We start from the raw sequence: 26,281 nt of genomic DNA, 5'->3' as shown, positions 1-26,281 counted from the left end.
AACAATATTCGGCAAGCAGAGCTATTATTTATTTTGAATTTTTATAATATTGAATTTATGGATTAATCCGCCAATGTTTGAAATAGGGCACGCGTGTATTCATGCTTCAATAGTTCTTCATCCCAATCCTCAAATATTTCCACGATCTCTCCCTGAACCATGACGGCAACACGATCACAGAACGTACGGGTGGACTGAAGATCATGAGTGATAAAAAGATAGGACAGCTGGCGTTCGAGTTGCATTCTTTTGAGCATGTCTAGCACGGAAGACTGGGTTGTCGTATCCAGATTGGCGACCGATTCATCGAACAGGATGATTTCTGGTTCAACCGCCAACGCCCGAGCAATGCACACCCGCTGTTTTTGTCCACCGCTTAGCTGTGCAGGGTATTTTCCCAGACTGTCAGCCTCCAACCCTACCGATTCCAGTAAGGAAAGGCAGATATCCAGCGCCCTTACCTTTCGCTTAGGAAAATAGTTACGGATCGGCTCCATCAAAATATCTTGAATGGTCATACGGGGATGCAGTGAAGAGGCCGAGTCCTGCGCAACCAACTGGATTCGTTTGTACAGATGAATATCCTTCATCCTTCTAGTATGTATGGGCCGGTGATCCAGCCAGATTTCCCCCGAGGTCAACGACTCCAGCCCCAGAATACACTGTGCCAGCGTACTTTTGCCACTTCCGCTTTCTCCAACCAATCCAAGGCATTCTCCCTGTCGTAATTCCAGACTCACTTTCTGTATAGCCTGCTGCTCACTCTGTCTCGTGTTGAACCAGCCTTTTCTCCGTCTGCGGACAGGGTAAGCTTTGGTGACGTTCTTCAATTCCAGTATCACGGTTGCATCCTTCCTTCCGGGGTCATCTCCAGCACCCGATCTGCTATGCGGCTTATCCCCTGACGATCATGTGAAATTAACAAAATCGTGAGATCGAAATCTTCCCTCAACTGTAGAAGCAAGGCCAGAACCTTGTCGCGGTTAATAACATCCAGCGCTGTAGTAGGCTCGTCGGCAATAAAGAGGCGCGGACCAGAGCTTAACATTGCAGCCAGCAGTACCCTTTGGCACATACCTCCGCTTAGTTCAAAAGGATATGATGACAGAATATGCTCAGGATCGGCAAAACCGACCTTGCGGAGCAGAGAACACAAATAGGATTCCTGCCCTGGAATAGTACGGCCTCCAGCCAGCTCTGTGACACGATTTAGCATCAGCCGCATCCGTGACAGCACACCCTGGGGCTGCGATGCAGTGTGGGACGGGGCAGCATCAGCTTGCCCCAGCTCCTTCTGGGCGCGCATCAGGCGCCCCCCGTTCAGTCTAAGCGTATCCGTCAGCTGGGCACGGACGGTACGGATCGGATTCAGCCCGCTCAGCGATTGCTGAATGAGCAGGGCAATTTCCCCACGGCGCAGTCTTTGCCAGCGCTGTTCATGGAACGGGATAATGTCTTCCCCGTTATAGTAGATGCACCCTTGCGTAACACCAACACCTGGGTCCAGCATACCCGCGATTGCGTGTGCGGTCAGGCTTTTGCCGCATCCACTTGGCCCAGTCAAGGCTACAATTTCCCCTGGGTAGACGGAAAAGTTCACATCCCGTAATAGCGGTTTGCTTTCGCTTCCGCTGGCTCTTACACCTGTACGGCAAATCTCCAAATGTTCCACGTGTAACAACGGTTTTTGCATGTATGCTTGCTCTATCGTGTCCTTTCGCCCCGTGACTGGTCGCTCCCCCATTATTTTGCCGCCTCCTTTTCCGAAAAATGATCACCCAGAAGCTGGCAGGCAAGCACAAATAGCATAATCGCCAAACCCGGGAAGATCATAACATGCGGAGCCACCTGAAAATACGAGGTTGCATCATGCAGCATCACACCCCACTCTGGCTTGGGCGGCTGTACACCCAGTCCAAGAAAGGAGAGCCCAGCGATCATTAACACCACGCGTCCGATATCCCATACCGTATAAACCAACAATTGCGGCCATACTTGTGGCAATACATAACGCCTTAGTATGCGCACGTGTGAATTACCGAACAAACGGGCATACCGTACATAGTCCTCCTGGCAAGCTTTTTGAACCAAACTACGGATATAGCGGACATAGCCCGCCCACCGTACCGCAATAATCGCTAGAGTCATGTTGACAAAACCCGGCCCCAAAATACCCACAATCGCTACCGTTAAAATAATATCAGGAAAAGCCAGTACGCCGTCGATTCCCCGCATAATCAACTGATCCACGCGCCCTCGCACATAACCAATGAGCAAGCCTGTGGGCAGACTGATACACAGCGTAGCTACCGTAATCGCACAAGCGATTAGCACACTCGTCCGAATCCCGTAAATGAGCCGTGACAGCACATCCCGACCCAGATGATCCGTACCAAAAGGATATTTCCGACTGGGTGGTGCCAAACGGTTCAGAAGATCCACATGCAGAGGATCATGAGGGGCAGCCCATGGAGCCAGCAATCCGAGCAGCACAATCAGGCCAAACAGTGCGCCCCCTGTCAGCAAGCTTCCTCTAAAGGAAAGCCGTATCTTTTTCATTTTCAGCTTCCCCCTTAACGCAAACGCAGCCTTGGATCTATCACCGTCTGGACCACATCCACCAAACACTGAACACCTACAATTAAAAATGCGGCAAACATAACATATCCCTGAATCACCGGGTAATCCCGCTGCGTAATTGCATCTATAAAATACTTGCCCAACCCTGGCCATGAAAAAATGGTCTCTACGATGACGTTACCTGCCAGCATAAATGATAGATTCGTACCTAACAGCGTAATCATTGGCAGAACGGCATGTTTAAATAGCTCAAAAAAGAGAATATGCATACGGGAAAAACCGCGAGCCCTCGCTGCCTTCACAAAATTGCGGTCACTCAGCTCCAGCATTTGAGCGCGCAATACACGAGCTTGCACCGTTCCCAATCCTGCACCAAGCGTCAGCGCTGGGAGTACTAAATGTGTCCAGTCCTCCCTTCCCATGGATGGGAGCCAGCCCAAGCGAACGGAAAATAGATAGATTAGCAGAAAACCAAGCCAAAAAGAAGGGATCGACGATCCTAGCAAAGCGAACAGCCTGCCCAGACGATCTAGTGGACCGCTGACTTTTAGCGAGGCAGCCAGCCCCATCCCAAGCGTAAGCACCGTCATGACGGCAAAGCCCGCCAAAGCTAGCTCCACCGTAGCGGGCAGTCTGCTCCACAGTTCGTTTAGCACCGACTCCTTGGACACATATGAGGTTCCCCAATGTCCCGTGAACACATCCCGCAGCCAGTTCACATATTGAATATGAAGCGGCTCATTCAAGCCCAGTTCGTTTCGCAGCGCGGTCAGCGCCTCCCCAGAAGCAGGAACATTATGCGCGGTGAGCAAAATGAGGGCAGGGTCACCAGGGGCCAGCCTCATCAGTACAAAAGTCAGCGTGGATACAACGAATACAATGATGGGCAGCTGCGCCACACGTTCCAGTATAAAACGAATCATAGGATACGTAGCTCGTTATTCCGCAATATCGGATTGCGCTGTAATGTAGTAATACTCGATCGGATGCGGCGTAAAGCCCTCTACCCCTTTTTTCACGCCAAACACATTGTCAGGGTGTACAATGAACGACTGCGGCAAGTCTGTATTGATAATATCCAGTGCTTGCAGTGTTACCGCATTACGCTGTGTGGTATCCTTTGCCAACTTCAGGCTGTGAAGAATATCCTCCAGCGGTTTGGAAGCATAACGGCTTACATTAGCTTCACTTGTAGAGGAGTAGAACATGTCCATAAAATACTGCGGTTCCCCTGTATGGGCCGTGAGCATGCTGTACATAGCAAAATCCCAATCGTTTTTGGTCAACGCCTCGTCGATATTTTCCACCTTGCGAATCTTGACCTGGATTCCCTCATTCAGCAACTGGCTCTGAATAACCTCAGCCATGACGGATAGCTCCGGACGCTGAGGGAAGGTCAGCAGCGTAACCTCGAATGGCTTGCCCTGCTTGGACCATGTGCCTTGGGCATCCTTTTGCCAGCCATCCTTCGTCAACAACTGCTCTGCCGTTCCGTTCAATGCTTTGCGCTCAATCTTACCGAAGGGAAGGATACTCGGAAACGGGCTGCTTGCTTCCGTACCGAAGCCCCTCATGACGGCGCTCACAATGGATGCGCGCGGAATCAGACTGTCCACCACCTTACGGTTGGTCGCATCCTTGAACACAGACGATTCCATGTTGTACACAATCATATGGGTACGCAAGGACGGAGCCGACAGCACTTGTAGCTTGTCGTTCTTTTTTAATACCTCTGCGTTATCTACCGGAATATCCGTCGCTACATCCACCTCACCGGATTGCAACGCCATCAGGCGCGAATTACCGTCCGTAATGAATTTCATCGTTGCTTCAGCCAGTCGTGCCTTTTCGCCCCAATATCCGTCATAACGCTCTACGACCAAGGATTGATCCTTGTTAAAGGCTTTGATTTTAAAAGCACCTGTCATCGCAGGGTAGCTCTGCTCATCTTTCATGGATGCCACATCCAGCACGATTGTTGACGGATCAGCCAGATTGGATGCCAGCGCTGCATTCGGCTGGTTTGTCGTGATTTTCAGCGTCAGCGGGCCATTTACATCAATGGACTTCACATCCAGTAAATCCTTCGCCAGGTGACTTTTCTCGATAGAGCGCAGCAAAGATGCTTTTACACTTGCTGCATCCATACTCTTTCCATCATGAAAAGTGACCTTACCCTGCAAGCTGAACGTCCACACGTTAGGACTGTCATGCTTCCATTCCTTGGCAAGCCAAGCCACAGGCTCCAACTTTTCATTCAAACGAATGAGTGTCTCACCGGCACCGGAACGCATCACATCCCAGCTATTGTCTCCATGCGGATCGACGCCTGACGGTTTCCACGTATACGCCATCACCAGCTTTTTACCTGCTGGAGTCTGTTGTGCAGGCGTATTCTCACCCTTGCCTGAGCTATCCTCCGTCTTTGTGGCTGTGCCGCATCCCGAAAGAGCCATAACTGCCATCAGCAGCAACAATCCTGTACATATGAACCATGAACGCCTATTACGATTGCCTATCATCCCACATGTCCTCCTCTATCTTGTAAAATATCGTATAAACCTAACGCAAAACGCGAAAAAAGCATTCCCAACCACTTGACCAGCAGTCAGAAATGCTTTCATTATAAAATGTCAAAACTCACCTCAAAGCCAACTCCAAAAACATAGAAGGGATCAGATCGGTTTCAGACATTCCGTATGCAGCACGCCTAACCACCTCCCCAGCATCCCGTGGGTCTGACAGTGATGTCAAAACAGGCAGGTCTCCTGACTCCAGGCTTATCTTTCAGGCCTTCCCGGTTCCTCACAGTTCCAGTGGCTATTCTGAAAGCTCCAGCAGTACCCTGCTGATGCCTGTATACAGTGGCGGGTCCGTGTCGGAATCTACCGAACTTCCCTTTTAAGTGAACACGCTCAACAACTATCTACATCGTCTCAACAAAACCTCGTATATAGAGTTGTCCGGCTCACACCTGTTTTCTTCCTTTATTCCTTTTTATTACGAATTAGGATTATCTTATTTTGTTGCTACTGGCTTGTCAATAAATGCGGCACAATAATTTAAATTTGAACGATCCCGCAAAGATCAAGACTGTCACTATTCATTGCATGCACGCAATTCACGTGCTAAAATTAGGTATAGAGATATCCACCGTATCCGTATACTAAAAAGAGCCTTCGTCGCGCCAACGGCAAAGACTCCTAGGATTTGAAAGGCTGTGGATCACCACGGCGCGCTAAATGCTTAGCTAAACCCACCGTTAGGCGCCTAACCTAATCAAGCGGTGGGTTTTCGCTTGTTCCGAAATTTCCGACGCAGCCAGCGATAAAGTTTACGAATACTAAACACCAGGCTTAGTAACGTAACCATCCAACGCAACACATCGTAGCACGACACAAGTGTGACCATCGGCTTCACCCCCTTTCGGGAAGCTGCACCGTGGTCCGAAAACATCCACCACTATAATCCGCTCTGGGTAACCCTATGCCAAACAGCCGGAAAAGAGGCTACACCCTCTCTCCGGCTGTTTTGGTTTATTTGCTATTCATCAAACCTTCTGTGGAACCTCCGAGACATTTACGCCTTTGACCGATTCACCCTGTTTTCTTGCCAAAACGATGTTCAAGACAATTGCCGTAATCGAGCCCGATACAATACCATTTTGCAGCAGCATTTTGGCAAAGCTAGGCAGTTGGTCAAACATTTGCGGCAGAACAGCTGAGCCTAGGCCTACAGCAATACTGCATGCTGCGATCAGCAGATTGCTTTCCTTCCGCAGATCTACTTCTGACAAAATAGACATACCTGATGCAGCAACCGAACCAAACATGACGATCATTGCCCCGCCCAGCACAGCGTTAGGAATCACTGTCGTCAAGGCAGCCAGCTTAGGCAGCAAACCGAGAACGACCATGATGCCGCCCGCAGCAAAAATAACGTTACGCGATTTGACGCGAGTTAGCGAGATCAGACCCACATTTTGCGAGAAGGCTGTGTAAGGGAACGCATTAAATATACCGCCCAGCATAATCGCAAGTCCCTCCGAACGAAGTCCATTGACGATTTGCTTTTGTTCCACCTTCTGATCAATCGCTTTACCTACTGCCAGATAAACCCCCGTAGACTCGACCATGCTGACAATATTGACGATAATCATCGTGCATACCGCTATAATGCTGAATTCTGGCTTACCAAAATAAAACGGCTGCGCAATACTCACCCATGAAGCATCCGCTACGGGAGCAAAGTGCACCATTCCCATCGCATAGGCGACTACAGTACCTGCAAACAGACCAATAAGTACGGAAATCGAGCGTAAAAAGCCCTTAGCTACTCGATTGACAAGCAGAATAACCAGTAGTGTAACCAGTGCCAGCAGCAAATTACGCGGCTGTCCAAAATCCGCGCTGCCCTGACCACCCGCTACATTGTTCATCGCCACCGGAATAAGGGATAGACCGATAATCGTAACGACCGAGCCGGTAACCACTGTTGGGAAAAAGCGTAACAGTTTGCCATATAGCGGTGCCGCAAGCACCACAAATATACCGGACAAAATGATGGCACCGTACGCTGTCGCCAGATTTGAGGTCGAAGCAATTGCGATAATGGGTCCTACTGCCGTAAACGTACAGCCCAAAATGACAGGCAATCTACTTCCAAAAAAGCGTGTGCCCATAATCTGTAATAATGTAGCAATCCCGCAAGTGAATAAATCAGCAGCCACTAGATAGGCCATCTGGGCTGGCGTCAGGTGAAGTGCTCCCCCTACAATCAGAGGAACAGCAATGGCTCCGGCGTACATCGCCATGACATGCTGGAAGCCCAGCGCAAATAATTTTTGTTTACTTAACATCCCACATTCTCCTTAACGGGAGGAATCACCATGCCAGCTTCCTCTATAAAATGGACTTCGCCCGGTGCCATGGAAGCGATACGCGCAAGAGAACGTACGGCAATGCCCCTTTGCTCCAACAACCCGCGGCCTTCCTGAAAGCTCTTTTCAATTACACAGCCGACTCCGGCCAGTTCCGCTCCTGCTTCCTTCACAATATCCGTAAGTCCGACCAAAGCTGCACCAGTAGCCAAGAAATCATCCACGATCAGTACATGGTCGCTAGCATCGAGATATTTTTGGGAAATGCTCACCTGATAGGTTTCCTGCCGAGTGAATGAATGAACCTCTGCGAAGTATACCTGTTCATTCAGCGTGATCGCCTTCTTCTTCTTCGCATAAATGAACGGTACCCCCAAGGCAATAGCAGTAGCCATCGCAAATTGAATACCACTAGCTTCAATGGTAAGTACCTTGGTAATCGGAGCACTGCCGAACAGGCGTGCGAACTCCTTGCCAATCTCCAATGCTAATGCTGTATCCACCTGATGATTCAAAAATGAATCTACCTTTAACACCGTATCGGATAAAATCTGTCCCTCTTGACGAATACGTTCTTCCAAAGCTTTCATTATGCGAATATCGCTCCTCTGTACTTTAAAATAGAATAAAACCTACGAAAACCAAAAAAGGACAAGCTCCCTTGAGTCGTTTCTCAAGTGAAGCCTGTCCTTGGGGTCGTAATCCCTGACGGATTGGCGCACAAATAAAATGCCCGCATTCATCCGAAGCTGATGCGCTATCACTCATAGTCGGACGATTACAGTGGTCATCCGGTAGAAACTTTTGGGCCATATCCCCAATATTATACGAGTCATATGAAATTGATATCTTGTATACTACACCCTCTGGCGGGCGGTTTCAAGACTATTTTTCATACAAACAGTGGCATTTGGAGAACCTTCCACAATTTGAATATCGCAGCAACACACCGATCCCTGTTTGAGGTATATATATAGTAGAAAGCAGATGTTAAAAAACGAAAATCCACACAAAACAATATTTAATTTTATTTTTATTTTTAAATTCAAAAGAAAAACCAAAAATTATACTTCCGTTTATGTTGACTACACAGACAAACGGAAGTAGTATGGAATTAGTTAAGGAACAAAAGGCAGACTTTCGGGCTGCCAGGACTTCACCATGCAAGGAGATTAGATATGAACAACTATCTTGCTGTTGATATTGGAGCTTCAAGCGGAAGACTCGTGAGTGCAACTCTACAAGGTGAACAAATTCACTTGCAAGAGCTTCATCGTTTCAACAACTCCTTTACTGAGAGGCACGGGCACAATTACTGGAACATAGACAATTTATTTGATGAGATCATTCAAGGACTGCAAAAGGCTAAGCAAAATGGAATTGAATCCTGTACGCTCGGCATTGATACATGGGCTGTAGATTACGTGTTACTTCATAAGGAAGGTCATCGCATCCATGAGGTGTACGCATACCGCGATGCACGCACTCTACAAGCCCCCGATAAACTGCACCAGCTCATCAGCCGAGAGGATCTATATGAGAAAACGGGCATCCAGGAACTAAACTTTAATACCTTGTATCAGCTGTTCGTCCATGATCCAGAACAACTCGCCCAGGCAGATAAAATATTGATGGTTCCCGATTATCTGTACTATCGCTTGACTGGCATTATGGTCAATGAAATGACCAATGCATCCACGATGCAGCTTCTCAACGTAAACACCCGAGAATTTGATGAGGATCTGCTCTCCCTGCTCCAGCTTCGGCGCAATCAATTTTCGGAGCTGGCTGAGCCTGGACGTGTCCTGGGCCCCATTTTGCCGGAGCTTGTTCGGAAGTACGATCTTCCAGACTGCCAACTCATCCTTGTGCCTACGCACGATACCGCCTCAGCGGTTGCAGGTGTTCCATCACCGCGGGAAGAGTCTTGGGCTTATATTAGCAGTGGAACATGGTCGCTACTGGGTATGGAACGATCCCAACCCTTGAATACCAAGACAGCTATGCAGGCGAACTACACCAATGAGTGGGGCGCTTACGATACGTACCGTTTTTTGAAAAATATTATGGGCTTATGGATGATTCAGGAGGTTAGAAGAGAGGGAGGCTCTGCACATAGTTTTGCTGAATTGGCCGAATTGGCTTCAGCAGAGACACCATTTGTCAGTCTCGTCCTCTGCAACCAGTCCTCATTCTTAAATCCAGATAGTATGACCCTTGAGATTCAGAGGTTCTGTGAAGAAACCGGGCAGCCTATCCCGCACACACCTGGCGCGCTTGCCCGCTGTATTTTCGACAGTCTGGCCTTAAGCTACCGGGATGCCCTACATGAGCTACAACGTTTAACAGACGAAACGATTACCCGATTGCACATTGTCGGCGGAGGCGCAAACAACGAATTACTATGTCAGCTAACAGCCGACCTTTTAGAAATCGAGGTTCAGGCAGGACCTTCCGAATCGACGGCCATCGGCAATATTGTCGTGCAATTAATCAGCTCTGGTGCTCTTGGAGATCTGAAAGCTGCTGGCCGAACCATAGCTAACTCCTTCCAGACTCGGCTATATGAGCCGCAATCAGTGGAAGGCATGAAAGAACTTCTGGATCGCTGGGAACGCCTCAAGATAGAAGCAACATCCCCTACTCACAATCTCAATAAAGGAGTAAAGTCATGAACGAAGCCATTGAAGCGAGTTATAACGAAGCGAAAAAGCTGTATGCCCGCCACGGTATTCAGGTGGATGACGTTTTACGGAAGCTCTCACAAATTAAAATATCACTACACTGCTGGCAGGGAGACGATGTGCAGGGTTTTCTGTTCAAAGATAAACAGCTTAGCGGGGGCATTGCCGTAACAGGCAGCTACCCAGGTAGAGCAGGCACGCCTAATGAGCTGCGTCAGGATTTAGAAAAAGCTCTATCGCTCATCCCCGGTAAACACAAGGTTAATCTGCATGCGATCTATGCGGATACTACAGAACAAGTAGATTTGGATCAACTGGAGCCACGCCATTTTCAGAACTGGGTAGACTGGGCCAAACAGCAAGGGCTTGGACTTGATTTTAATCCGACCCTGTTCTCCCACCCTAAAGCGGAGGATGGCTTCACACTAAGTCACAAGGATCCGGATATTCGCGATTTCTGGATCACACACTGTAAAAAATCACGCAGGATTGCAGAACATTTCGGTAAAGAACTCGGTCAGCCATGTGTCACAAACCACTGGATGCCGGATGGTTACAAGGATACCCCGGTGGATCGCTTGGCTCCAAGAGAACGTCTGCGGGACGCTCTGGACGAGATTTTCAGTGAGGAAATTAGTCAAGATTACAACATCGACGCAGTTGAAAGTAAACTGTTCGGCATCGGTTCGGAAAGCTATGTCGTCGGCTCTCATGAGTTCTATATGGGTTACGCCCTGACACGGGGTAAATCTATCTGTCTCGATTCCGGTCACTTCCACCCGACAGAAGTTATTTCGAACAAACTGTCCTCTGTGCTGATGTTTACCGATCAATTATTGCTCCATGTCAGCAGACCTGTTCGTTGGGATAGCGATCATGTCGTGACGATGGACGACGAATTGCTGGACATTGCCCGTGAGCTGGTGCGCGGTGAGCTGCTCTCCCGCACTCATATCGGCCTTGATTTCTTTGATGGAAGTATTAACCATGTGGCTGCTTGGGTCATTGGAACACGCAACACCATCAAAGCGTTGCTTCGCGCCATGCTGGAACCGATTGAGGAACTGAAAAAAGCCGAAGAGGAAAGAGACTTCACGACACGCCTTGCCTTGGTCGAAGAGTTTAAATCCTATCCGTTTGGGGCTGTATGGGATTACTATTGCGCTCAAAACGGCGTTCCCGTTCGTGAGGAATGGCTAACCGAAGCTAAAAACTATGAACACCAGGTCCTGCTGAAACGATAAACTACTGCACTGATAATTTTATATTTATATCATCCAAAGGGAGAGATCATCCATGACTACTGTGCTGGAGAATCAAAAAGAGCGAAAATCAGGACTGGATATCCCATTTGTTCGCGAGATGGCGGAAATTACGCAAAACATGTGGAAATTCGGCTGGGATGAACGCAATGGAGGCAATGTAAGTTATATTCTGGACGAGGCCGAGGTTGCCAAATATATTGATATTCAAAAAGTCATTCGAACGATTAAACCCGCTTTCCCAGTGAATGAACTGGCAGGCAAATATTTTATCGTCACTGGATCAGGCAAGTACTTCAAAAACGTTATTGCCGATCCGGAAGCTAATCTGGGTGTCCTGCGTGTATCCCAAGATGGTGAGCAGTTAGAAATTTTGTGTGGCCTCAAGCATGACGCGGTTCCTACCAGCGAATTGCCATCTCACTTTATGAGCCACATTGAACGCTTGAAGGTCGATCCTAACCATCGGGTTGTGATCCATAATCATGCCACTCATGTCATTGCCATGACCTTTATTCATAGTTTGGACGAAAACCAATTCACCAAAACGCTGTGGGAAATGTGTACCGAATGTATCGTAGTCTTTCCAGACGGTATCGGTGTAATTCCTTGGATGGTGCCAGGCTCCAGCGAAATCGGCCGCGAAACAGCGAAAAAAATGAAGGATCATCACGCTGTATTATGGCCTCATCACGGCATTTTCGGAACAGGTAGCTCCATTGATGAAGCGTTTGGCCTGATTGAAACGATTGAAAAAGCAGCACAAATTTATATGCTGATTGCTCAGCATGAGATCAAGCAACGGATTACAGATCAGGAATTGGCCGATCTGGCTAAAGCCTTTAATGTTACCCCAAAAGAAGGAATCCTGAACGTATAGACATAGGCTAATCGTATAGCACCGAGCTCTATAAGGCTCCACGGCTCGTCTCAAACCAGCCATGGAGCCTTTATCATGCATATCTGAATGCTACTGGATTCGAATGTTTTACCCATGACACGATCCGAAAGCAGGTATAAACAGTATCCTCTATAAACCGTTTTATTTTTATAACCCCAAATTCCAATGAATTAACTTGTAATTGTACTTTCCTTTATATACAATAAAATCAAAATTCCCTTATCTCCACCAAAGGAGAGGTGACAATATGAGAAGAACAAAGAATGAAGATCACTTCGACATCGTGGAAGACCATTATTTCACAACAACCGAACTAGAAAAATCCAGTGCTATTTGGCCTATCAGACTGGGTATGGATATTTCTAAAACAAGCTGTCATGTCGGCCCCAAGGCTGTCCCTTATTTTTATTTTATTTTTGCACTTGAAGGTCAGGCTGAGTTCATTTATAAGGAAAAGAAGTATCGTGTCCAAAAGTCTGATTTATTCTGTTTTTTCCCCCATCTTGCCCATGAATATTACACCAACCAAGAGCACCCGTTACAAAAGGTATGGATTGCCTTTGAGGGACCAAAATCACTGGCGCTACTGGAGCGGATCGGGATTACCCCCTCTAAGCCATTTATAGCTAACGCAGTGAGCGAGGACATCCTCGAGCTTATCTCCAACCTATTTTCCATCGTCAACGACCACAACAGACAGGGCAGCGATCTGGCCCGCTTAATTACACTACACCAGATCTTCGAGGAGTTGTCCCGCAACACATCTGGCGCGCTGCGCAACTCTGTATGCTCTGATTATTGGCTCCAGCAGGGGAAAGATTACATCGAAATGCATTATTGTGACCGTGTTACAATCGAGCAAATTGCTGAGCATGTAGGTGTGGATCGTGCGCATTTTTCACGTAAATTCCATTCCACCTTTCTCATATCCCCCGCCAAGTATTTGCAAACTCTCAAGATTAACGAAGCCAAAAGATTGCTGGAACAGACTACTTACAATTTGTCGATTATCGCCCAATCCATCGGATATACCGATATGTCCACCTTTTCCAAGGCATTTAAGAAAACAGCAGGAATCCCACCCCGAGAGTATCGCTTCCGGCACCAGTCCCGGCAAGAGATCCTCACTGCCAACGCTTAGTCGGAATCCAGTAATGATACAGGAGAACCACCATCATACGGCGGCTCTCCCTTTTTTATGACCTGATCCTAATTTGTACTTGGTTCTGAGCGCTATCAACGCTATAATAAGCATCAAACCAACAGGAAAGGTACGTGAATTCCATGCTGCGATTCAATGCTATACGTACAGGTTATCTGCTGGGCATCTCACTGATACTGGCTGCGATTATTTATTTTTTCGCCTCCAATTGGGGCGGACTAGATCGGACAGTCAAAATTGTACTAGCTGTTGCGCTTATTGTTTTGTTTTATGGCTTATCTTTTGTATTTGCACGTATACGTGCTGTTCCCGGGCAACAAGCTTTTCTGTCCAATATATTTCTGGTGGCTGGCTGTGTAGCCTTCGGCGTTTCCGTGGCGTTGCTCGGTCAAATTTACAACTCCCATGCGGACAGCTACGGGTTGTTTTTCATTTGGTCAGTGCCGGCTTTACTGCTTAGCTGGATTACCCGCTACAATCCTTTATATATGCTGTCTTATGTACTGATTCATTTGGGGGTATGGCTTTACTTCTATCCAACGATGCAAAGCCCGTCTTATAGCCAACTGGAATCGTTGTCCATCGCTGGAGTGTTCGCAATATTCAATCTGGTGCTATTTCTATTGACGTTTCTTCATCGTATACATTCGGCTCCACTACAATATATGAGCTTTACTGTTCTCCATATAGCTATGTTGGCGATGACCAACTCCTTTGCATTCGATGGATATGGCCTGATCATGAATATACCGCATATCGCTGTGATTGCTTTAGGATTTTATATATTTATCAAGGTTCGGCTGAATAAAACGTTACTGACCTTGAATGCATTGGCGCTCTCGGCGTTTGCTGTCTTTAAATTTATAGAGCTGGCAGAGGCGTACTCTTCATCACTATTCTTTGTTTTCGGGTTGATTTTTGTGGCACTGTTATTGACGGGTAACGTATGGTTTTTCCGTTATTTAAATCGTTTGGGAAAACCATCCCCGGATGAGACAGTCGTCCCTGAGGAACATAGCAGTGAGTGGATCACCAAAACCGTATCTCGCATAATCAAAGTGGTTGGAGTGCTGATTGGCAGTATATCTCTCATCGGACTGATTATGATTAGCACGAACGTAAATCACACCGAATATGTACTGCTGGGCGTGTCTTTGTTGCTGATGATTACGATGATCGTCATACCAGAGTCCAAGCTGGATCCTGTAATCCGTTATACGCTGCTGACCATCAGCTATATTACCGGCCTGGCGGCCATTCTATGGTCAGATCAGACGCTACTTTCGGTATTATTTCTGATCGTTTCCATCGCCGGATGGTTTCGCTCCAAGGGGAAAAGGCAGCGATTTTTTGCCTATACTTTTGTAAACCTGAATATGGCAACTGTTTTGTTTCAACAGTATCAAGAGTGGGATGGCTGGAACTGGACCTATAAGTTCATCATCTTCGCCCTGTTCGCTCTCAATGCCGTGTTATACGGGCTAAGCTACTTTAGACCCAAGACAGAGCTAAAAGGACATCTTCGGGATAGTTCATTATTCTTCAGCTTATTGTTCCTGTTTTGGACGACGTTTTTCGAGGATGTCATTCCACACTCTTATATGTTCATGAACATTTTTTATTTTGTTATCGTTACATGGATGGTCTTTGCCTTTATCCGTCACAAACAAAAATCGGAGGCTATTACAAGCGTCGTATTCTGGTTTATTTTTATCGGCTTCAAATACTATGATTTATTGTGGACGCTGCTCTATAAATCTTTTACACTGGCGCTACTGGGAATCATTGTACTGGGAATTACCTGGTGGTTCGATCGACGAATGGCCCATAGCGGCAAAACAGCGTTCGATGCCGACCACCGCAGCTTTAGCTTTATGCGCTTAAGCCCGTTACTCATTGCCATTGTCATTGTGCTACAGCTAGGAATTATCGGCTATCAGACGGCGAGAAGTGAAACCCTGCTCGCCACAGGTACCTCCGTTAAGCTCAAGCTGGCTCCTATAGACCCGCGCTCCCTGTTACAGGGCGACTATGTGGCACTGAATTACGATGTTTCTACTCCTCCTTCTAAGAACTCTCTTCAGGAGAAGGATTGGAACCGAGGCAAGGTTAAAGTCGTTCTCACACCAAATAGCCAAGGAGTATACATTGCTGATCGTCTATATCAAGATGGTGAGAAACTTGCCCATCATGAAATTGTTCTCAATGGACAATGGAATGGTTCTCGTATTCTGTACGGTATTGAGAATTATTTCATTCCTGAAGGAACTGGACGTACTGTTGAACAGAACGCTCATTACGCCTATATTCGGGTCAGCCGCAATGGAGACGCACTGCTGGAACGTTTGGTGGAAAGCTGATCTGGATTGGCAAAGAGGTAGAGAGGTAGAGATAGTGAACGAAGCGGGGCTTTAAAAATTTATTTGTACAAAAAGCAGGCTGAACCAGGTTGCTCCATTGCTGGAGCATAACTTGGTTCAGCCTGCTTTTTCTTTTGCGGCAATGGAGGAAAACTCCATGATAACCTTTCCCTAAAGCTTATCCTCGTTTATATCTCTCTCGACCATGCCACGATTTCTTTAATATCCTGCGGCTGAGTCCGACAACAGCCACCAATCATACGCGCTCCTGCTTCATACCACTGCCGGGCACTCTGTCCGAACGTTTCTGTACAAGTATGGCCCTGCCATGTCTTGGTGACCGGGTCATATTCCTCCCCCAGATTGGGATATACCACCACCGGCTTGTCCGTATGGCTGTGTATTTCGTGAATAAGAGATGGAATGAATTTGGGCAACGTGCAATTGATCCCTACCGCAGCCACCTGCTCATGCTCATTCAGCCACTTTGCACATGCGGCGACAGACTCGCCGTTACTGATATGCTGCTCATCCTTTGCACTAAAGCTGATCCAGGCATATGTACCGGGGAATTCCTTCAGCAAGCGGGCAATAGCCTTGGCTTCCACCAGACAGGGTATCGTTTCACAAGCTAAAATGTCTGCTCCCGCCTCGATCAGAGCTTTCATGCGCGGCCTGTGAAACTCCATAAGCTGCTCTTCGCTCAGCTTGTAATCACCGCGATACTCTGAACCATCAGCGAGAAACGCTCCATAGGGTCCGACAGAGGCCGCAACCAGCGGCTTGGGACGATGCTGCTGACTTGCAGTAGCCGTCACATCGGCCCAAAACTCATCTCGTGCCTGTAAAGCAATCTGCACCGATGACTGAATCAGCTTCAACGCCTCATTTTCGCTTAGCCCTCGTTGAACGTAGCCTTCCACAGTGGCCTGATAGCTCGCCGTAATTGCACAGTCTGCCCCAGCCTCAAAGTAATCTTGATGTACACGCTTGATCGAATCCGGATGTTCATAGAGTATTTTGGCCGACCATAAGCTATCGTTCAGATCATGCCCATGACGTTCCAATTCAGTCGCCATTGCGCCGTCCAGCACGATCAGCTGAAATTTGTTCACTATACGTTGTATCGGATTCATGCGGCCCCTCCTGCTTGTCTAATCTATTTAACCCACTGACTAGGTTGGATTTAATTTTTTATATTATAGCATGTATGTTGATGAGCACCTTACATTTACATCCTGATGTGACGTATAAATTTTTTAAATTAGTTTCATAAGTTAATTTAATTAGATATTGTTCTTTTTTTCACAAAGTTTTTTTACTATAAAGGTGCAAACCAAACACTTTGGCCAAAAGATCAGGGAATTGCATTGTCACATTTTGCATCGGCATTTATGTGAAAAAAGGTACAAGAGAGGGTTTTATCTATGTCTTTACTAGAAATGATTACAGCGACCTTAACAGATAACAGTATTGTCAGTTCTATCGCTTCTACCGTTTTTATTATCCTGCTCGGCTTCTTTTGCCGCAAGAAGGGGATTTTTACCGCAGCCGTAGGAAAGATGCTATCTAAGGTTGTTCTCACTGTGGCTCTACCAGCACTAGCCTTTAATTCTTTCATGCAGGATATCAATCCTACAATATTAAAACAGGGCATGAATGTTTTAATATGGGGGATTCTCATTTATATCATTCTCATCTTTATCTCCAAGCCGTTCTTCCTGAGCTACAACAAGGATAAGCAGGATGTTTTGCGGGTACTAACCATTTTCGGTTCTACTACTTTTTTCGGAATTCCCATTGTCGGTGCCATTTACGGTCCTACTGGAGTGATGTACAGTTCCATTTTTAATATAGGCTACCGCATTTTCTTATATTCTTATGGCTATATCAAAATGAGCGGCTTAAAAATGGAGCTTAAAAATCTCAAAACTATGTTTTTGAATCCGATTGTTATTGCGACTTTTATAGGCTTGTTTGTTTGGTTGTTCCAGGGTTATTTACCACAAATGAGTGTGGCTACAGAGGATGGGACCATTCAGCAGTTTGCTTTTCTAAGAATTGATCAAACCGCTGTCTGGTTGTTCAAGCCCATGACCTACCTTGCCGGACTAGCTTCACCATTGGCCTGGTTATCGATTGGTTCAACTTTGGGTGAAATCAGCTTCAAGTCGGCAGCTACAGACAAGACATCATGGTATTACAGCCTTGTTAAAGTTTGGCTGGTACCTATTGTGAACATCGTTTTGCTGGCTTTGTTGACTATATCTCATATTCTGTCGGTCGATACTGTCGCTTTATCTACCATTGTCATTATGATGGCTACTCCTACAGCTACCGTAGCCGCAGCCTATGCCATCAGTTTTGATAAGGAAGCTGTACTAACTTCCAACGCATCGCTTCTATCAACTATCACTTCCGTCGTCATGATTCCGGTGTGGATTATTACGCTCAATGTCATCGATAAAATTGGAATTTTCTAAATCAGGGGGAAAACAACATGTTAAAAATCATCTGCTATGGTGCCCGTTCATATGAGAAGCCCTATTTCCATGAGCTTAATAAATATAACTTCCAGCTAACGCTGGTAGAAGAGCTGCTGACCTCCAGCAATGCAGAACTGGCCCAGCATCACGATGCTGTTTTGTTAAGAGGAAACTGTGCTGCCAATCGGGAAAATCTCGCAAAATTCAATCAGTACGGCATTCAATATATTTTCACCAGAACCGTCGGAATCAACCATATTGATTTGGATGCCTGCAGCGAATTTGGAATGAAGGTCGCACGTGTGCCATCCTACTCTCCGAATGCCATTGCAGAGCTTTCCTTAACGCTTGCTATGATGCTGCTCCGTCACACCGCTTATATGACTACCAAAAGCTCTTTCAAAAATTTTATTGTGGACGAGCATACGTTCAGCAAAGAGATTCACAATTGTAAAGTTGGGATTATCGGGGTCGGTCGCATCGGCCTGACGGAAGCCAAATTATTTAAAGGATTAGGAGCTTCTGTTATCGGCTATGATGTGTACCAATCGGAGGCTGCAAAGGCCGTCATTCCATTCACAACCTTGGATGAACTACTGGCAGAGAGTGATATCGTCAGTGTGCATGTTCCTTACCTGCCGGGACAGAACGACCAAATAATTAATGCCAGCTTTTTAGCAAAAATGAAAAAGGGAGCTATTCTCATCAACACCTCACGCGGGGAATTACAAGATAACCAAGCCATTCTGGATGCTTTGCTCAGCAATCATTTGGAAGGGTTCGGAACAGATGTCTTTCCTAAAGAGGAAGAACTATTTTTTAAAGCATTTGACCCATGGCAAATGCTCCCGGACCCAACGATCCAGAAGCTTGTGGAGCTGTATCCAAGAGTGTTGGTCACACCTCATGCCGGCTCGAATACCGTTACTGCGTTATCCAACATGATTGAAACCAGCTACGAAAACTTCCATGATATCATTACAACTCTTTCTTCGGACAATCTGGTCCCACTTCCTGTTCTCGCTATGAAATAGGGTAGGAAGCTTGGCACACTCATTGGACAGTAAAGAACCGCTATCTCCAGATCATACTGGAAATGGCGGTTCTTTTATATCCGAATTGATCTGATAGAGCATTAGCGGCCTTCCAACCTTGTGGTATTCTATCGATTCAATCAGGAAGCCATCGTCTACCAGGAACTGAATATATTTTTTGACTGTAATACGGGACAAGTCCACTTCTCTGGCTAATGTTTCAACCGAAAAAGGTCCGTCCAGCTCTTGGATACTCTTCAGTATGGTAGTCATGGTCAATTTGGACAAGTTTTTAGACAGATTTTTCGATAGATTTGGGGAAAGTTGTTCAGCAGGTTTTTTCTTTTCTACACCCATAGGCTCTTCTTTATTAAAATATTGATCAATGACAGCTTGATTAATTCCGTTCCCTTCCTCCATCACCGTGGCCAAACGCTGGATTTTCTCAACAGCCAGCTTAAAGCGTTCGAATGTAAAAGGCTTAATTAGATAGTCTGCCACTCCATAGAAAACAGCTTCCTTTACCGTTTGGATATCTTTTGCAGCCGTAATTAAAATAACCGAAGCATGGTACTGCTGCTCCTGCATATGGGATAACAAGGTTAATCCACTTTTCCCGGGTAAATAAACGTCCAGCAATACCAGATCAGGTGTGAACTTCTGAAGACAATCCTGTGCCTTCTGGACAGTATCTGCTTTACATACCACATCCAAGTTGTCCATACGCTCAATAAACTGTTGATTGAGCTCAGCAACCATAGGATCATCCTCAACAATGAGTACCTTCATTCACTCGTCACCTCCAATGTACAGGGCAACTCTACATAGATACTTGTTCCCAGACCAGGTTGGCTGTCAATCTCAATGATGCCCTGGTGATTGTCCACCATGGTTTTAACCAGATTCAAACCGTACCCCCTGTCCTCTCCTTTGGTTGAGAAGCCATGCTCGAATATTCTTTGTTGCATTTCAGAGTCAATTCCCATACCATTATCCTTCACTTTCAAAATAAACACATTTCCCTCACACTCATAATTCAATTTCAATTCAATTTTGCCGGGTTGCCTTTTTTGTAAAATGGAGTCTATCGCGTTGTCAAAAAAATTGCCCAATATGTGTATGACATCATGAACAATGTCCTGCATCTCTAGATTGGATACATTCGAGCTTTCTTCCAGTAACACTGAAATATTCTGCTCGCGTGCTTCGTTGATTTTCCCCATAATAAAACCTGCTAAAGCCGGAACCTTAATCCTCTCTGTTAGAAAGCCTACTTCATTTTGATACCGGTGATTTAGCTGCTGAATATACTGACTGACTTCTTCATATTTCCTCATCTCAATCAGTCCGGAGATCACGTGCATTTTGTTCATAAACTCATGCGTCTGTCCGCGAAGAGAGTTAATATAATATTTTGTGCCACTCAACTGATTGCTAAGATGAATCATCTCGGATTGGTCGCGCAGTGTAGCAACTGCCCCAAAAAACTCATTTTCTACATGTATAGGGGTTACTGTCGCAATGACTTCTATACCATTCACATAAAACGAGCGGTCCTTGATCTTCTTCTTACTATCAAACACTTTCTTGAAGAGCGCGTTATAAAAGTTGGTATCGATCTGCTCGCCAATCGGGGCTTTTCTGTCTTGATTCGCCAGTTGGTACTTGGCCTGAGCTTCCTTGTTCATAAGCATAATTTTCTTGTCAGCCGAAATGGCTATAATTCCTTCAGCGACCTCATTTTCAATAATTACTTTTTCACGTAATCGTGTTGCTATCTCTTGTGGTTCCAGACCAAATAAGATCGTTTTGATTTTTTGTGCCAGAATGATCGCGCCCAGAACTCCACTAAAGAGTCCCAGCATCAGTCCTCCAAAAATGGTATACTGCGCCTGCATCAAATCATGATTTAGCGTTCTCATGGTCAGTCCTACACATACAATGCCAATGACCTCTTTCTGTTGATTAAATATCGGCGTAAAATAACGGTAGCCTTGGCCTAAAACACCGATATTTTCAGAAAAATGTCCCTGACCGGATAGTGCTTTTCTGGCATCGTCCAAATCAGAGAATGGCTTGCCAATCATGGTTTCATTCGGATGGGAAAGCCGAATTAAATCGTGGTTCAGTATGACTACAAAATCCACATTAACGTTATGCATTACTCCAAGAGAATAGTCTTGGATCTGCTTCACAGGGATTCCCTGCTCAACATTACGAATAACATCGTTGTCACTGGCAACCACCTTGGCAATACCTGAAAGTTTTTCCTTCGTATTATCAAAATGCTTGTTAATCACGAAATTACGAATGAGAAGCAAGGATATAATCAAGGAAATAATAATAACTAAAACAACCAAAATAATAATCATGAATTGTAGCGAAACTTTGAATTGTCTTCTCGGTTTCAACTTACCTTTTAACCGCAACCCTATCACCCAGCTTCTTTATCAAGCTCTCCAATGGGAAGAAGAGCCTATCTTGCCCCTATAACCCCTTTTTATTCGACATAGTTTGACAAAATCCCTTCTTATTTTACAAGCTTTACGCGCCCCATTAGTGGATAACACAGCCTTTATCTGAAATAAAACAATATGCTGAATAAGGAAAGGTCAATTCTCCATAATAAGGACGTATACCTGACGAAAGGGAGGATAACGGATGATTGACAATCTCGAGAGCAATTACGACTGCGCTCATGCAGGAGAAGACCTTCATCAACTCAAGCAGGAGCTCGCTACGCTTCAGGCCCAAGGTGCCAATGACCAGGCATCCAAGGAAGCCATTCATCGGCTGGAAAATCAAATTTCGTTCATCTTGAACAAATGCGATATTAACCATTAGTCAAGTCTGGCTGGTTCGGTAAAATAAAATACAAAACCGGCTTGCCTTAGAAGACAAGCCGGTTTTGTATGCTCAAGTTTATACACATATGAGTGCTAAATTTACAAAATTCCTCGTATCTCATCCAACGACTGCACCTTTTCCTGCTGCATCCATTGTTCTAGTCCATATACCAACTCAGCTCCTGCATGTAAATGGACAAAATTATACGTTCCCACCTGAATGGCGGCGGCCCCTGCCATGGTGAATTCAATAATGTCCTCCACAGAGCTGATCCCGCCCATCCCGATCACGGGAATGGATACCGCCTGCGCCACCTGGTGAACCATGCGCAAGGCAATCGGCTTGATTGCCGGTCCGGAAAGGCCTGCATACGTGTTGGCGAACACACTGCGGCGCCGGCGTATATCTATTTTCATTGCAGAAAATGTATTGATCAGCGAAACGCCGTCGGCGCCTTCTTCCTCGCACATAACCGCCATCTGCGTGATGTTCTCTGCATTTGGAGACAGCTTGACAACTAGCGGAAGCGCCGTCACATTGCGCACCTGACGCACCACCTCCCGCGCTACCTCTGTCTGGATACCAAATTGCATTCCGCCCTGCTTCACATTGGGGCATGAAATGTTCAATTCCAGCATGTCAACGCCTCTGCGGTTCATTGTACGGCGTTTTTGCGCGTTTTCCGTAATCATAGCTACGGCCTGTACGTATTCCTCCAGATTGGAGCCGCCCACATTGGCAATAACAGCCGTATTCCAGCGAGTCATGTCATCCAGTTCATCCTTCAAAAAAGCCGCCACACCCGGATTTTCCAATCCTACACTATTCAGCATGCCTGATGCTGTCTCATGTATTCGTTGCCCCGTATTCCCCGCCTTCGGATGAAGGGTTAGCCCCTTGCCGACGATGCCGCCGAGTAGTTCAGGAGAATAGAATTCCGCATACTCACGCCCGAACCCAAACGTACCGGATGCCATGATAATCGGGTTTTTGAACGGTACACCTGCTATATTACACGCCATGGAGATCATCGAACTCCACCTCCTCTACCGGGAATACAGGCCCTTCCTTACATACCCTCCGATTGCCTCCACGGGTACGCATGGTGCAGCCCAAACATGCGCCAATACCACAGGCCATATGTCTTTCTGTTGAAATATATAAGCGGGACGCTGTACCCGCCGTTTTCAGCGCGAGTGCTTGCAACATCGGAGTTGGCCCGCAGGAAAACATATTCGCATAGCAAGCCGGATCGACCTGCTCGACGATGCTCCCTCCTACCTTGACCTCTACAGATGCTGCCGCAGCCTCGAACGCTTCAACCCCGAAGGCCTGCTGTGCAAACCCCAGATAAACGTCTGCATGCGGGTAATATTTTGCAGCCAATAACAATGGTGCTGTACCCATGCCACCGCCGATTAAAGCCAAACTGCCCTCAACCTGCGGAAACCCGTTTCCAAAGGGTCCTTCCAATTGAATCTCCTGACCAGGCTGTAATTGGGAAAATAGATGGGTCCCCTCTCCAACAACCCGGTACAAAAAGGAAATGCTCTCTTCCCCAATATCATAAATGCTGATGGGTCTGGGCAGCAGTGGGTAACCATTCCCGCTGCGCAGCATGTAGAACTGACCCATCTTCCCCTTAAATTTCCCCTCTATCTTCATCACATAAATGCCCGGAACGAGCGCCACATTTGAAATTACGTTAGCCATATAACCCCTCCACTAACCACTCACTATAACGTAAAAGCAGCAACTATTACGTGACTATTTTCACATTTACAGTTGACGTTTTGTTCGATGGCTCATGTATACAAAAAGCGTACTCCTGTTAGAGAGTACGCTCGTATATTTTAACTAATAGCTTCGCGCTCCGCATTGCGGCTGCTATTGGCATCCTTGCGAATTTGCTTGCTGCGCAGCTGTCCGCAGGCCGCATCAATGTCGACTCCGTGCTCCAGCCGAACACTACAGCTAATACCTTGTTTTTTCAGAACATCATAGAAGCCAGTAATCGATTCCGACTCACTCCGCTGGTATTGACTATGCTCATCCACCGGATTGTATGGAATCAGGTTCACGTTCGCCAGATTGCGACGATGGCCCACCAGCTCAGCCAGTTCGAGCGCATGCTCCTTACCGTCATTAACATCCTTCAGCAAGATGTACTCCAGCGTAATCCGACGATTGGTTTTGTCCAAGTAATAATCAATTGCCTGCATGAGCTTCTCAATCGGGATCGCCCGGTTGATCTTCATAATGCGGGTACGAATCTCATTATTCGGAGCGTGGAGGGAGATCGCAAGATTGACGTGCAGATCGGAATCAGCAAATTCAATGATTTTATCGGCAAGGCCACTTGTGGACACGGTAATATGCCGCGGCCCAATCGCCAGCCCTTTATGATCCTTAATGACCCGAATGAAATCGGACAGGTTCACAAAGTTATCAAACGGTTCGCCAATTCCCATTACCACAACGTGACTGACCCGGTCGCCCGGACGTTCCTGGTCCAGATACAGCTGCACCTTCATAATTTGTCCTACGATTTCACCACTGGAAAGGTCACGGCTCTTCTTCAACAGCCCACTTGCACAGAAGCTACATCCAATGTTGCATCCCACCTGCGTCGTCACACATACGGATAATCCAAACTTATGCCGCATTAATACCGTCTCAATCAAATTACCATCCTGCAAACGGAACAAAAACTTGACCGTCCCGTCTGCTGATTGTTGCTTCACATGTTCTTCCAGGGTTTCAATAGAGAAGTTCTCTGCCAACAGGCGAGTACAATTCTCATGAACCTCTGTCATCGCCGCAAAATCAGTAATCCGTTTCCGGTACAATGCGTCCCATACCTGCAATGCCCGAGATTTTTTATATCCATGCTCCAAGAGCCATGCTGTCAATTGGTCTAGCGTTAATCCATAAATGGATTCCTTTTTCATGTTCGATCCTCTTTTCAGACGTTAAAATTCGTATTTCTATATATAAACCCTAGCCATCACGACTCGTCTCAACTATCATTGCATCATAGCGTGTTTGAGCGCTCTGCGCTATTCAAACACTTCTTGTATTGTCCCAAATTTTAATTATGAACACAAGGGGCAGGCTGATGATATCCTGTTCGACAAAAGCACGCAAAGACAGGATGACGGACACCGTGAATGATATGATTACAACCAAGGAAGGTGATGTGGTTGGAATGGTTGCTTCGGATCAAGAACGCACTCGATCTAATGGAAGAAAGAATGCAGCAGCCCCTCGATATTGATGAAATTGCAAAGGCGGCCTACTCGTCGCCCTTTCATTTTCAACGGATGTTTTATATGCTGACTGGCGTTACGGTAGCAGAATATGTGCGCAAACGTCGATTGACCCTGGCTGCTCAGGAATTGAGTCTTTCTACCACCAAAGTACTGGATGTTGCGTTCAAGTACGGATATGATTCCCCCGAATCTTTTTCTAAAGCGTTCCGAAAGGTACACGGTATTTCTCCCTCTGAGGCCAGAAACCCGGGAGTGAACCTGAAAGCCTTTCCACGCATCACCTTCCATCTATCACTGAAGGGAGATCAGGAAATGGATTATAAAATTGTAGAGAAGGCGGCCTTTACGGTCATTGGGAAGTCCATTCAAGTTACTACTAAGAACGGTGAAAACCTTCGGGAAATCCCAAAATTCTGGGATCAACTTAACGCAGATGGCACATCGGATCGCATTCATGCCTTGGGGACAGGCGATGATATCCTCGGTATATGTCTGGACATGAAGCACGGTGAAGAAACGTTTAGCTACCTTATCGCCGCAGAGGGCAGTGAAGACGTAGCAGCCTCGAACGGATTAGAAGCCAGAACCATCCCGGCTGCAACCTGGGCCGTGTTTACATCCATCGGCCCTATGCCTCACTCGATCCAGAAGGTATGGCAAAGAATTTACCAGGAATGGTTCCCTGCCAGCAACTATGAGCACTCAGGCGGGCCTGAGCTAGAAGTATATACCATGGGAGATACTCATGCTGAGGAATACCGAAGTGAAGTATGGATTCCGATTACGAAAAAATAAACAAACGAACCGGCTGCCT

At 46.5% G+C, this 26,281-nt stretch carries 22 protein-coding genes and 2 riboswitches; of the genes, 9 read left to right on the top strand and 13 right to left on the bottom strand.

All coding sequences use genetic code 11. The features are described from left to right. Nucleotides 1-62: 62 nt before the first annotated feature. From KSP24_RS04165 to KSP24_RS04135, 7 genes are all read right to left on the bottom strand, one after another. Nucleotides 63-842, bottom strand: coding sequence for an ABC transporter ATP-binding protein (locus KSP24_RS04165; protein ID WP_013373743.1), 780 nt, complete (start codon nt 840-842; stop codon nt 63-65). Beyond that, nucleotides 839-1,744, bottom strand: coding sequence for an ATP-binding cassette domain-containing protein (locus KSP24_RS04160; RefSeq protein WP_013373744.1), 906 nt, complete (start codon nt 1,742-1,744; stop codon nt 839-841). Before KSP24_RS04160 ends, KSP24_RS04165 begins: the two co-directional genes overlap by 4 nt. After that, nucleotides 1,744-2,559, bottom strand: a complete 816-nt coding sequence (nikC, locus tag KSP24_RS04155; RefSeq protein WP_013373745.1) for a nickel transporter permease — start codon at nt 2,557-2,559, stop codon at nt 1,744-1,746. Before nikC ends, KSP24_RS04160 begins: the two co-directional genes overlap by 1 nt. A 14-nt stretch (nt 2,560-2,573) precedes the next feature. Then, nucleotides 2,574-3,503 (bottom strand): nickel ABC transporter permease, encoded by a 930-nt coding sequence (nikB, locus tag KSP24_RS04150; RefSeq protein WP_129550236.1) that lies wholly within the window; start codon nt 3,501-3,503, stop codon nt 2,574-2,576. 15 nt (nt 3,504-3,518) lie between these two features. Beyond that, a complete protein-coding gene (locus KSP24_RS04145; protein ID WP_216974542.1) occupies nt 3,519-5,102 on the bottom strand; it encodes an ABC transporter substrate-binding protein in 1,584 nt (527 codons plus the stop codon). Between the two features lie 219 nt (nt 5,103-5,321). Then, nucleotides 5,322-5,525: riboswitch (cobalamin riboswitch) on the bottom strand. A 605-nt stretch (nt 5,526-6,130) separates the two neighbouring features. Further along, nucleotides 6,131-7,438 carry a nucleobase:cation symporter-2 family protein gene (locus KSP24_RS04140; RefSeq protein ID WP_216974541.1) on the bottom strand — a complete coding sequence of 436 codons (1,308 nt, stop codon included), beginning with the start codon at nt 7,436-7,438 and terminating at the stop codon, nt 6,131-6,133. Beyond that, complete coding sequence (locus KSP24_RS04135; RefSeq protein WP_137079516.1) at nt 7,432-8,049, bottom strand: xanthine phosphoribosyltransferase; 618 nt, start codon at nt 8,047-8,049, stop codon at nt 7,432-7,434. The genes KSP24_RS04140 and KSP24_RS04135 overlap by 7 nt, the downstream gene beginning before the upstream one ends. A 157-nt stretch (nt 8,050-8,206) precedes the next feature. Continuing rightward, nucleotides 8,207-8,310: riboswitch (purine riboswitch) on the bottom strand. A gap of 327 nt (nt 8,311-8,637) precedes the next feature. On the opposite strand from KSP24_RS04135, the gene rhaB reads away from it, so the two are divergent. From rhaB to KSP24_RS04110, 5 genes are all read left to right on the top strand, one after another. Then, a complete protein-coding gene (gene rhaB, locus KSP24_RS04130) occupies nt 8,638-10,134 on the top strand; it encodes a rhamnulokinase (RefSeq protein ID WP_216974540.1) in 1,497 nt (498 codons plus the stop codon). Further along, the gene (gene rhaA / locus KSP24_RS04125) at nt 10,131-11,387 is read left to right on the top strand and encodes an L-rhamnose isomerase (protein WP_216974539.1); all 1,257 of its coding nucleotides are present in this window, start codon (nt 10,131-10,133) and stop codon (nt 11,385-11,387) included. The genes rhaB and rhaA overlap by 4 nt, the downstream gene beginning before the upstream one ends. A gap of 52 nt (nt 11,388-11,439) precedes the next feature. Then, complete coding sequence (rhaD, locus tag KSP24_RS04120; protein ID WP_216974538.1) at nt 11,440-12,285, top strand: rhamnulose-1-phosphate aldolase; 846 nt, start codon at nt 11,440-11,442, stop codon at nt 12,283-12,285. A 268-nt stretch (nt 12,286-12,553) separates the two neighbouring features. Next, nucleotides 12,554-13,447, top strand: a complete 894-nt coding sequence (locus KSP24_RS04115) for a helix-turn-helix domain-containing protein (protein WP_216974537.1) — start codon at nt 12,554-12,556, stop codon at nt 13,445-13,447. A gap of 143 nt (nt 13,448-13,590) precedes the next feature. After that, complete coding sequence (locus KSP24_RS04110; RefSeq protein WP_216974723.1) at nt 13,591-15,828, top strand: GDYXXLXY domain-containing protein; 2,238 nt, start codon at nt 13,591-13,593, stop codon at nt 15,826-15,828. 188 nt (nt 15,829-16,016) lie between these two features. On the opposite strand, the gene mmuM is transcribed toward KSP24_RS04110, so the two are convergent. Next, on the bottom strand, nt 16,017-16,964 hold the full coding sequence (mmuM, locus tag KSP24_RS04105; RefSeq protein ID WP_216974536.1) for a homocysteine S-methyltransferase: 948 nt from the start codon (nt 16,962-16,964) through the stop codon (nt 16,017-16,019). 291 nt (nt 16,965-17,255) lie between these two features. Between mmuM and KSP24_RS04100 the strand changes: the two genes are divergently transcribed. Next, nucleotides 17,256-18,311: an AEC family transporter gene (locus KSP24_RS04100; RefSeq protein WP_013373759.1), complete on the top strand. Its 1,056-nt coding sequence runs from the start codon at nt 17,256-17,258 to the stop codon at nt 18,309-18,311. A 17-nt stretch (nt 18,312-18,328) separates the two neighbouring features. After that, the gene (locus tag KSP24_RS04095) at nt 18,329-19,348 is read left to right on the top strand and encodes a 2-hydroxyacid dehydrogenase (RefSeq protein WP_216974535.1); all 1,020 of its coding nucleotides are present in this window, start codon (nt 18,329-18,331) and stop codon (nt 19,346-19,348) included. A 51-nt stretch (nt 19,349-19,399) separates the two neighbouring features. On the opposite strand, the gene KSP24_RS04090 is transcribed toward KSP24_RS04095, so the two are convergent. Further along, a complete protein-coding gene (locus KSP24_RS04090; protein WP_090737663.1) occupies nt 19,400-20,137 on the bottom strand; it encodes a response regulator in 738 nt (245 codons plus the stop codon). Further along, nucleotides 20,134-21,786, bottom strand: a complete 1,653-nt coding sequence (locus tag KSP24_RS04085) for an ATP-binding protein (protein ID WP_367949285.1) — start codon at nt 21,784-21,786, stop codon at nt 20,134-20,136. Before KSP24_RS04085 ends, KSP24_RS04090 begins: the two co-directional genes overlap by 4 nt. Before the next feature lie 223 nt (nt 21,787-22,009). On the opposite strand from KSP24_RS04085, the gene KSP24_RS04080 reads away from it, so the two are divergent. Further along, entirely contained in the window at nt 22,010-22,192 is a 183-nt protein-coding gene (locus KSP24_RS04080; RefSeq protein ID WP_013373763.1) for a hypothetical protein, read from the top strand. Between the two features lie 101 nt (nt 22,193-22,293). Here KSP24_RS04080 and KSP24_RS04075 read toward each other — a convergent pair whose 3' ends face one another. From KSP24_RS04075 to rlmN, 3 genes are all read right to left on the bottom strand, one after another. Continuing rightward, entirely contained in the window at nt 22,294-23,226 is a 933-nt protein-coding gene (locus KSP24_RS04075; RefSeq protein WP_013373764.1) for a dihydroorotate dehydrogenase, read from the bottom strand. Further along, the gene (locus KSP24_RS04070; RefSeq protein ID WP_216974533.1) at nt 23,207-23,908 is read right to left on the bottom strand and encodes a dihydroorotate dehydrogenase electron transfer subunit; all 702 of its coding nucleotides are present in this window, start codon (nt 23,906-23,908) and stop codon (nt 23,207-23,209) included. Before KSP24_RS04070 ends, KSP24_RS04075 begins: the two co-directional genes overlap by 20 nt. A 140-nt stretch (nt 23,909-24,048) precedes the next feature. Continuing rightward, nucleotides 24,049-25,146, bottom strand: coding sequence for a dual-specificity RNA methyltransferase RlmN (gene rlmN / locus KSP24_RS04065; protein ID WP_025675732.1), 1,098 nt, complete (start codon nt 25,144-25,146; stop codon nt 24,049-24,051). Nucleotides 25,147-25,392: 246 nt separating this feature from the next. On the opposite strand from rlmN, the gene KSP24_RS04060 reads away from it, so the two are divergent. Then, nucleotides 25,393-26,262 carry an AraC family transcriptional regulator gene (locus KSP24_RS04060; RefSeq protein WP_013373769.1) on the top strand — a complete coding sequence of 290 codons (870 nt, stop codon included), beginning with the start codon at nt 25,393-25,395 and terminating at the stop codon, nt 26,260-26,262. Nucleotides 26,263-26,281: the final 19 nt, after the last annotated feature.

The sequence above is a fragment of the Paenibacillus sp. AK121 genome, assembly GCF_019042715.1.
Classification (GTDB): domain Bacteria; phylum Bacillota; class Bacilli; order Paenibacillales; family Paenibacillaceae; genus Paenibacillus; species Paenibacillus polymyxa_C.
This window is presented reverse-complemented; position numbering and strand designations above follow the sequence as displayed.

What these genes read in the sequence shown, in the direction of transcription:
- rhaB (WP_216974540.1), top strand. Translation starts at nt 8,638, where the DNA reads ATGAACAACTATCTTGCTGTTGATATTGGAGCTTCAAGCGGAAGACTC.
- KSP24_RS04075 (WP_013373764.1), bottom strand. Translation starts at nt 23,226, where the DNA reads ATGATCTCCATGGCGTGTAATATAGCAGGTGTACCGTTCAAAAACCCG.
- KSP24_RS04095 (WP_216974535.1), top strand. Translation starts at nt 18,329, where the DNA reads ATGTTAAAAATCATCTGCTATGGTGCCCGTTCATATGAGAAGCCCTAT.
- KSP24_RS04145 (WP_216974542.1), bottom strand. Translation starts at nt 5,102, where the DNA reads ATGATAGGCAATCGTAATAGGCGTTCATGGTTCATATGTACAGGATTG.
- mmuM (WP_216974536.1), bottom strand. Translation starts at nt 16,964, where the DNA reads ATGAATCCGATACAACGTATAGTGAACAAATTTCAGCTGATCGTGCTG.
- KSP24_RS04080 (WP_013373763.1), top strand. Translation starts at nt 22,010, where the DNA reads ATGATTGACAATCTCGAGAGCAATTACGACTGCGCTCATGCAGGAGAA.
- KSP24_RS04060 (WP_013373769.1), top strand. Translation starts at nt 25,393, where the DNA reads ATGTGGTTGGAATGGTTGCTTCGGATCAAGAACGCACTCGATCTAATG.
- nikC (WP_013373745.1), bottom strand. Translation starts at nt 2,559, where the DNA reads ATGAAAAAGATACGGCTTTCCTTTAGAGGAAGCTTGCTGACAGGGGGC.
- KSP24_RS04100 (WP_013373759.1), top strand. Translation starts at nt 17,256, where the DNA reads ATGTCTTTACTAGAAATGATTACAGCGACCTTAACAGATAACAGTATT.
- KSP24_RS04070 (WP_216974533.1), bottom strand. Translation starts at nt 23,908, where the DNA reads ATGGCTAACGTAATTTCAAATGTGGCGCTCGTTCCGGGCATTTATGTG.
- KSP24_RS04140 (WP_216974541.1), bottom strand. Translation starts at nt 7,438, where the DNA reads ATGTTAAGTAAACAAAAATTATTTGCGCTGGGCTTCCAGCATGTCATG.
- rhaA (WP_216974539.1), top strand. Translation starts at nt 10,131, where the DNA reads ATGAACGAAGCCATTGAAGCGAGTTATAACGAAGCGAAAAAGCTGTAT.
- KSP24_RS04090 (WP_090737663.1), bottom strand. Translation starts at nt 20,137, where the DNA reads ATGAAGGTACTCATTGTTGAGGATGATCCTATGGTTGCTGAGCTCAAT.
- rlmN (WP_025675732.1), bottom strand. Translation starts at nt 25,146, where the DNA reads ATGAAAAAGGAATCCATTTATGGATTAACGCTAGACCAATTGACAGCA.
- nikB (WP_129550236.1), bottom strand. Translation starts at nt 3,503, where the DNA reads ATGATTCGTTTTATACTGGAACGTGTGGCGCAGCTGCCCATCATTGTA.
- rhaD (WP_216974538.1), top strand. Translation starts at nt 11,440, where the DNA reads ATGACTACTGTGCTGGAGAATCAAAAAGAGCGAAAATCAGGACTGGAT.
- KSP24_RS04160 (WP_013373744.1), bottom strand. Translation starts at nt 1,744, where the DNA reads ATGGGGGAGCGACCAGTCACGGGGCGAAAGGACACGATAGAGCAAGCA.
- KSP24_RS04115 (WP_216974537.1), top strand. Translation starts at nt 12,554, where the DNA reads ATGAGAAGAACAAAGAATGAAGATCACTTCGACATCGTGGAAGACCAT.
- KSP24_RS04135 (WP_137079516.1), bottom strand. Translation starts at nt 8,049, where the DNA reads ATGAAAGCTTTGGAAGAACGTATTCGTCAAGAGGGACAGATTTTATCC.
- KSP24_RS04110 (WP_216974723.1), top strand. Translation starts at nt 13,591, where the DNA reads ATGCTGCGATTCAATGCTATACGTACAGGTTATCTGCTGGGCATCTCA.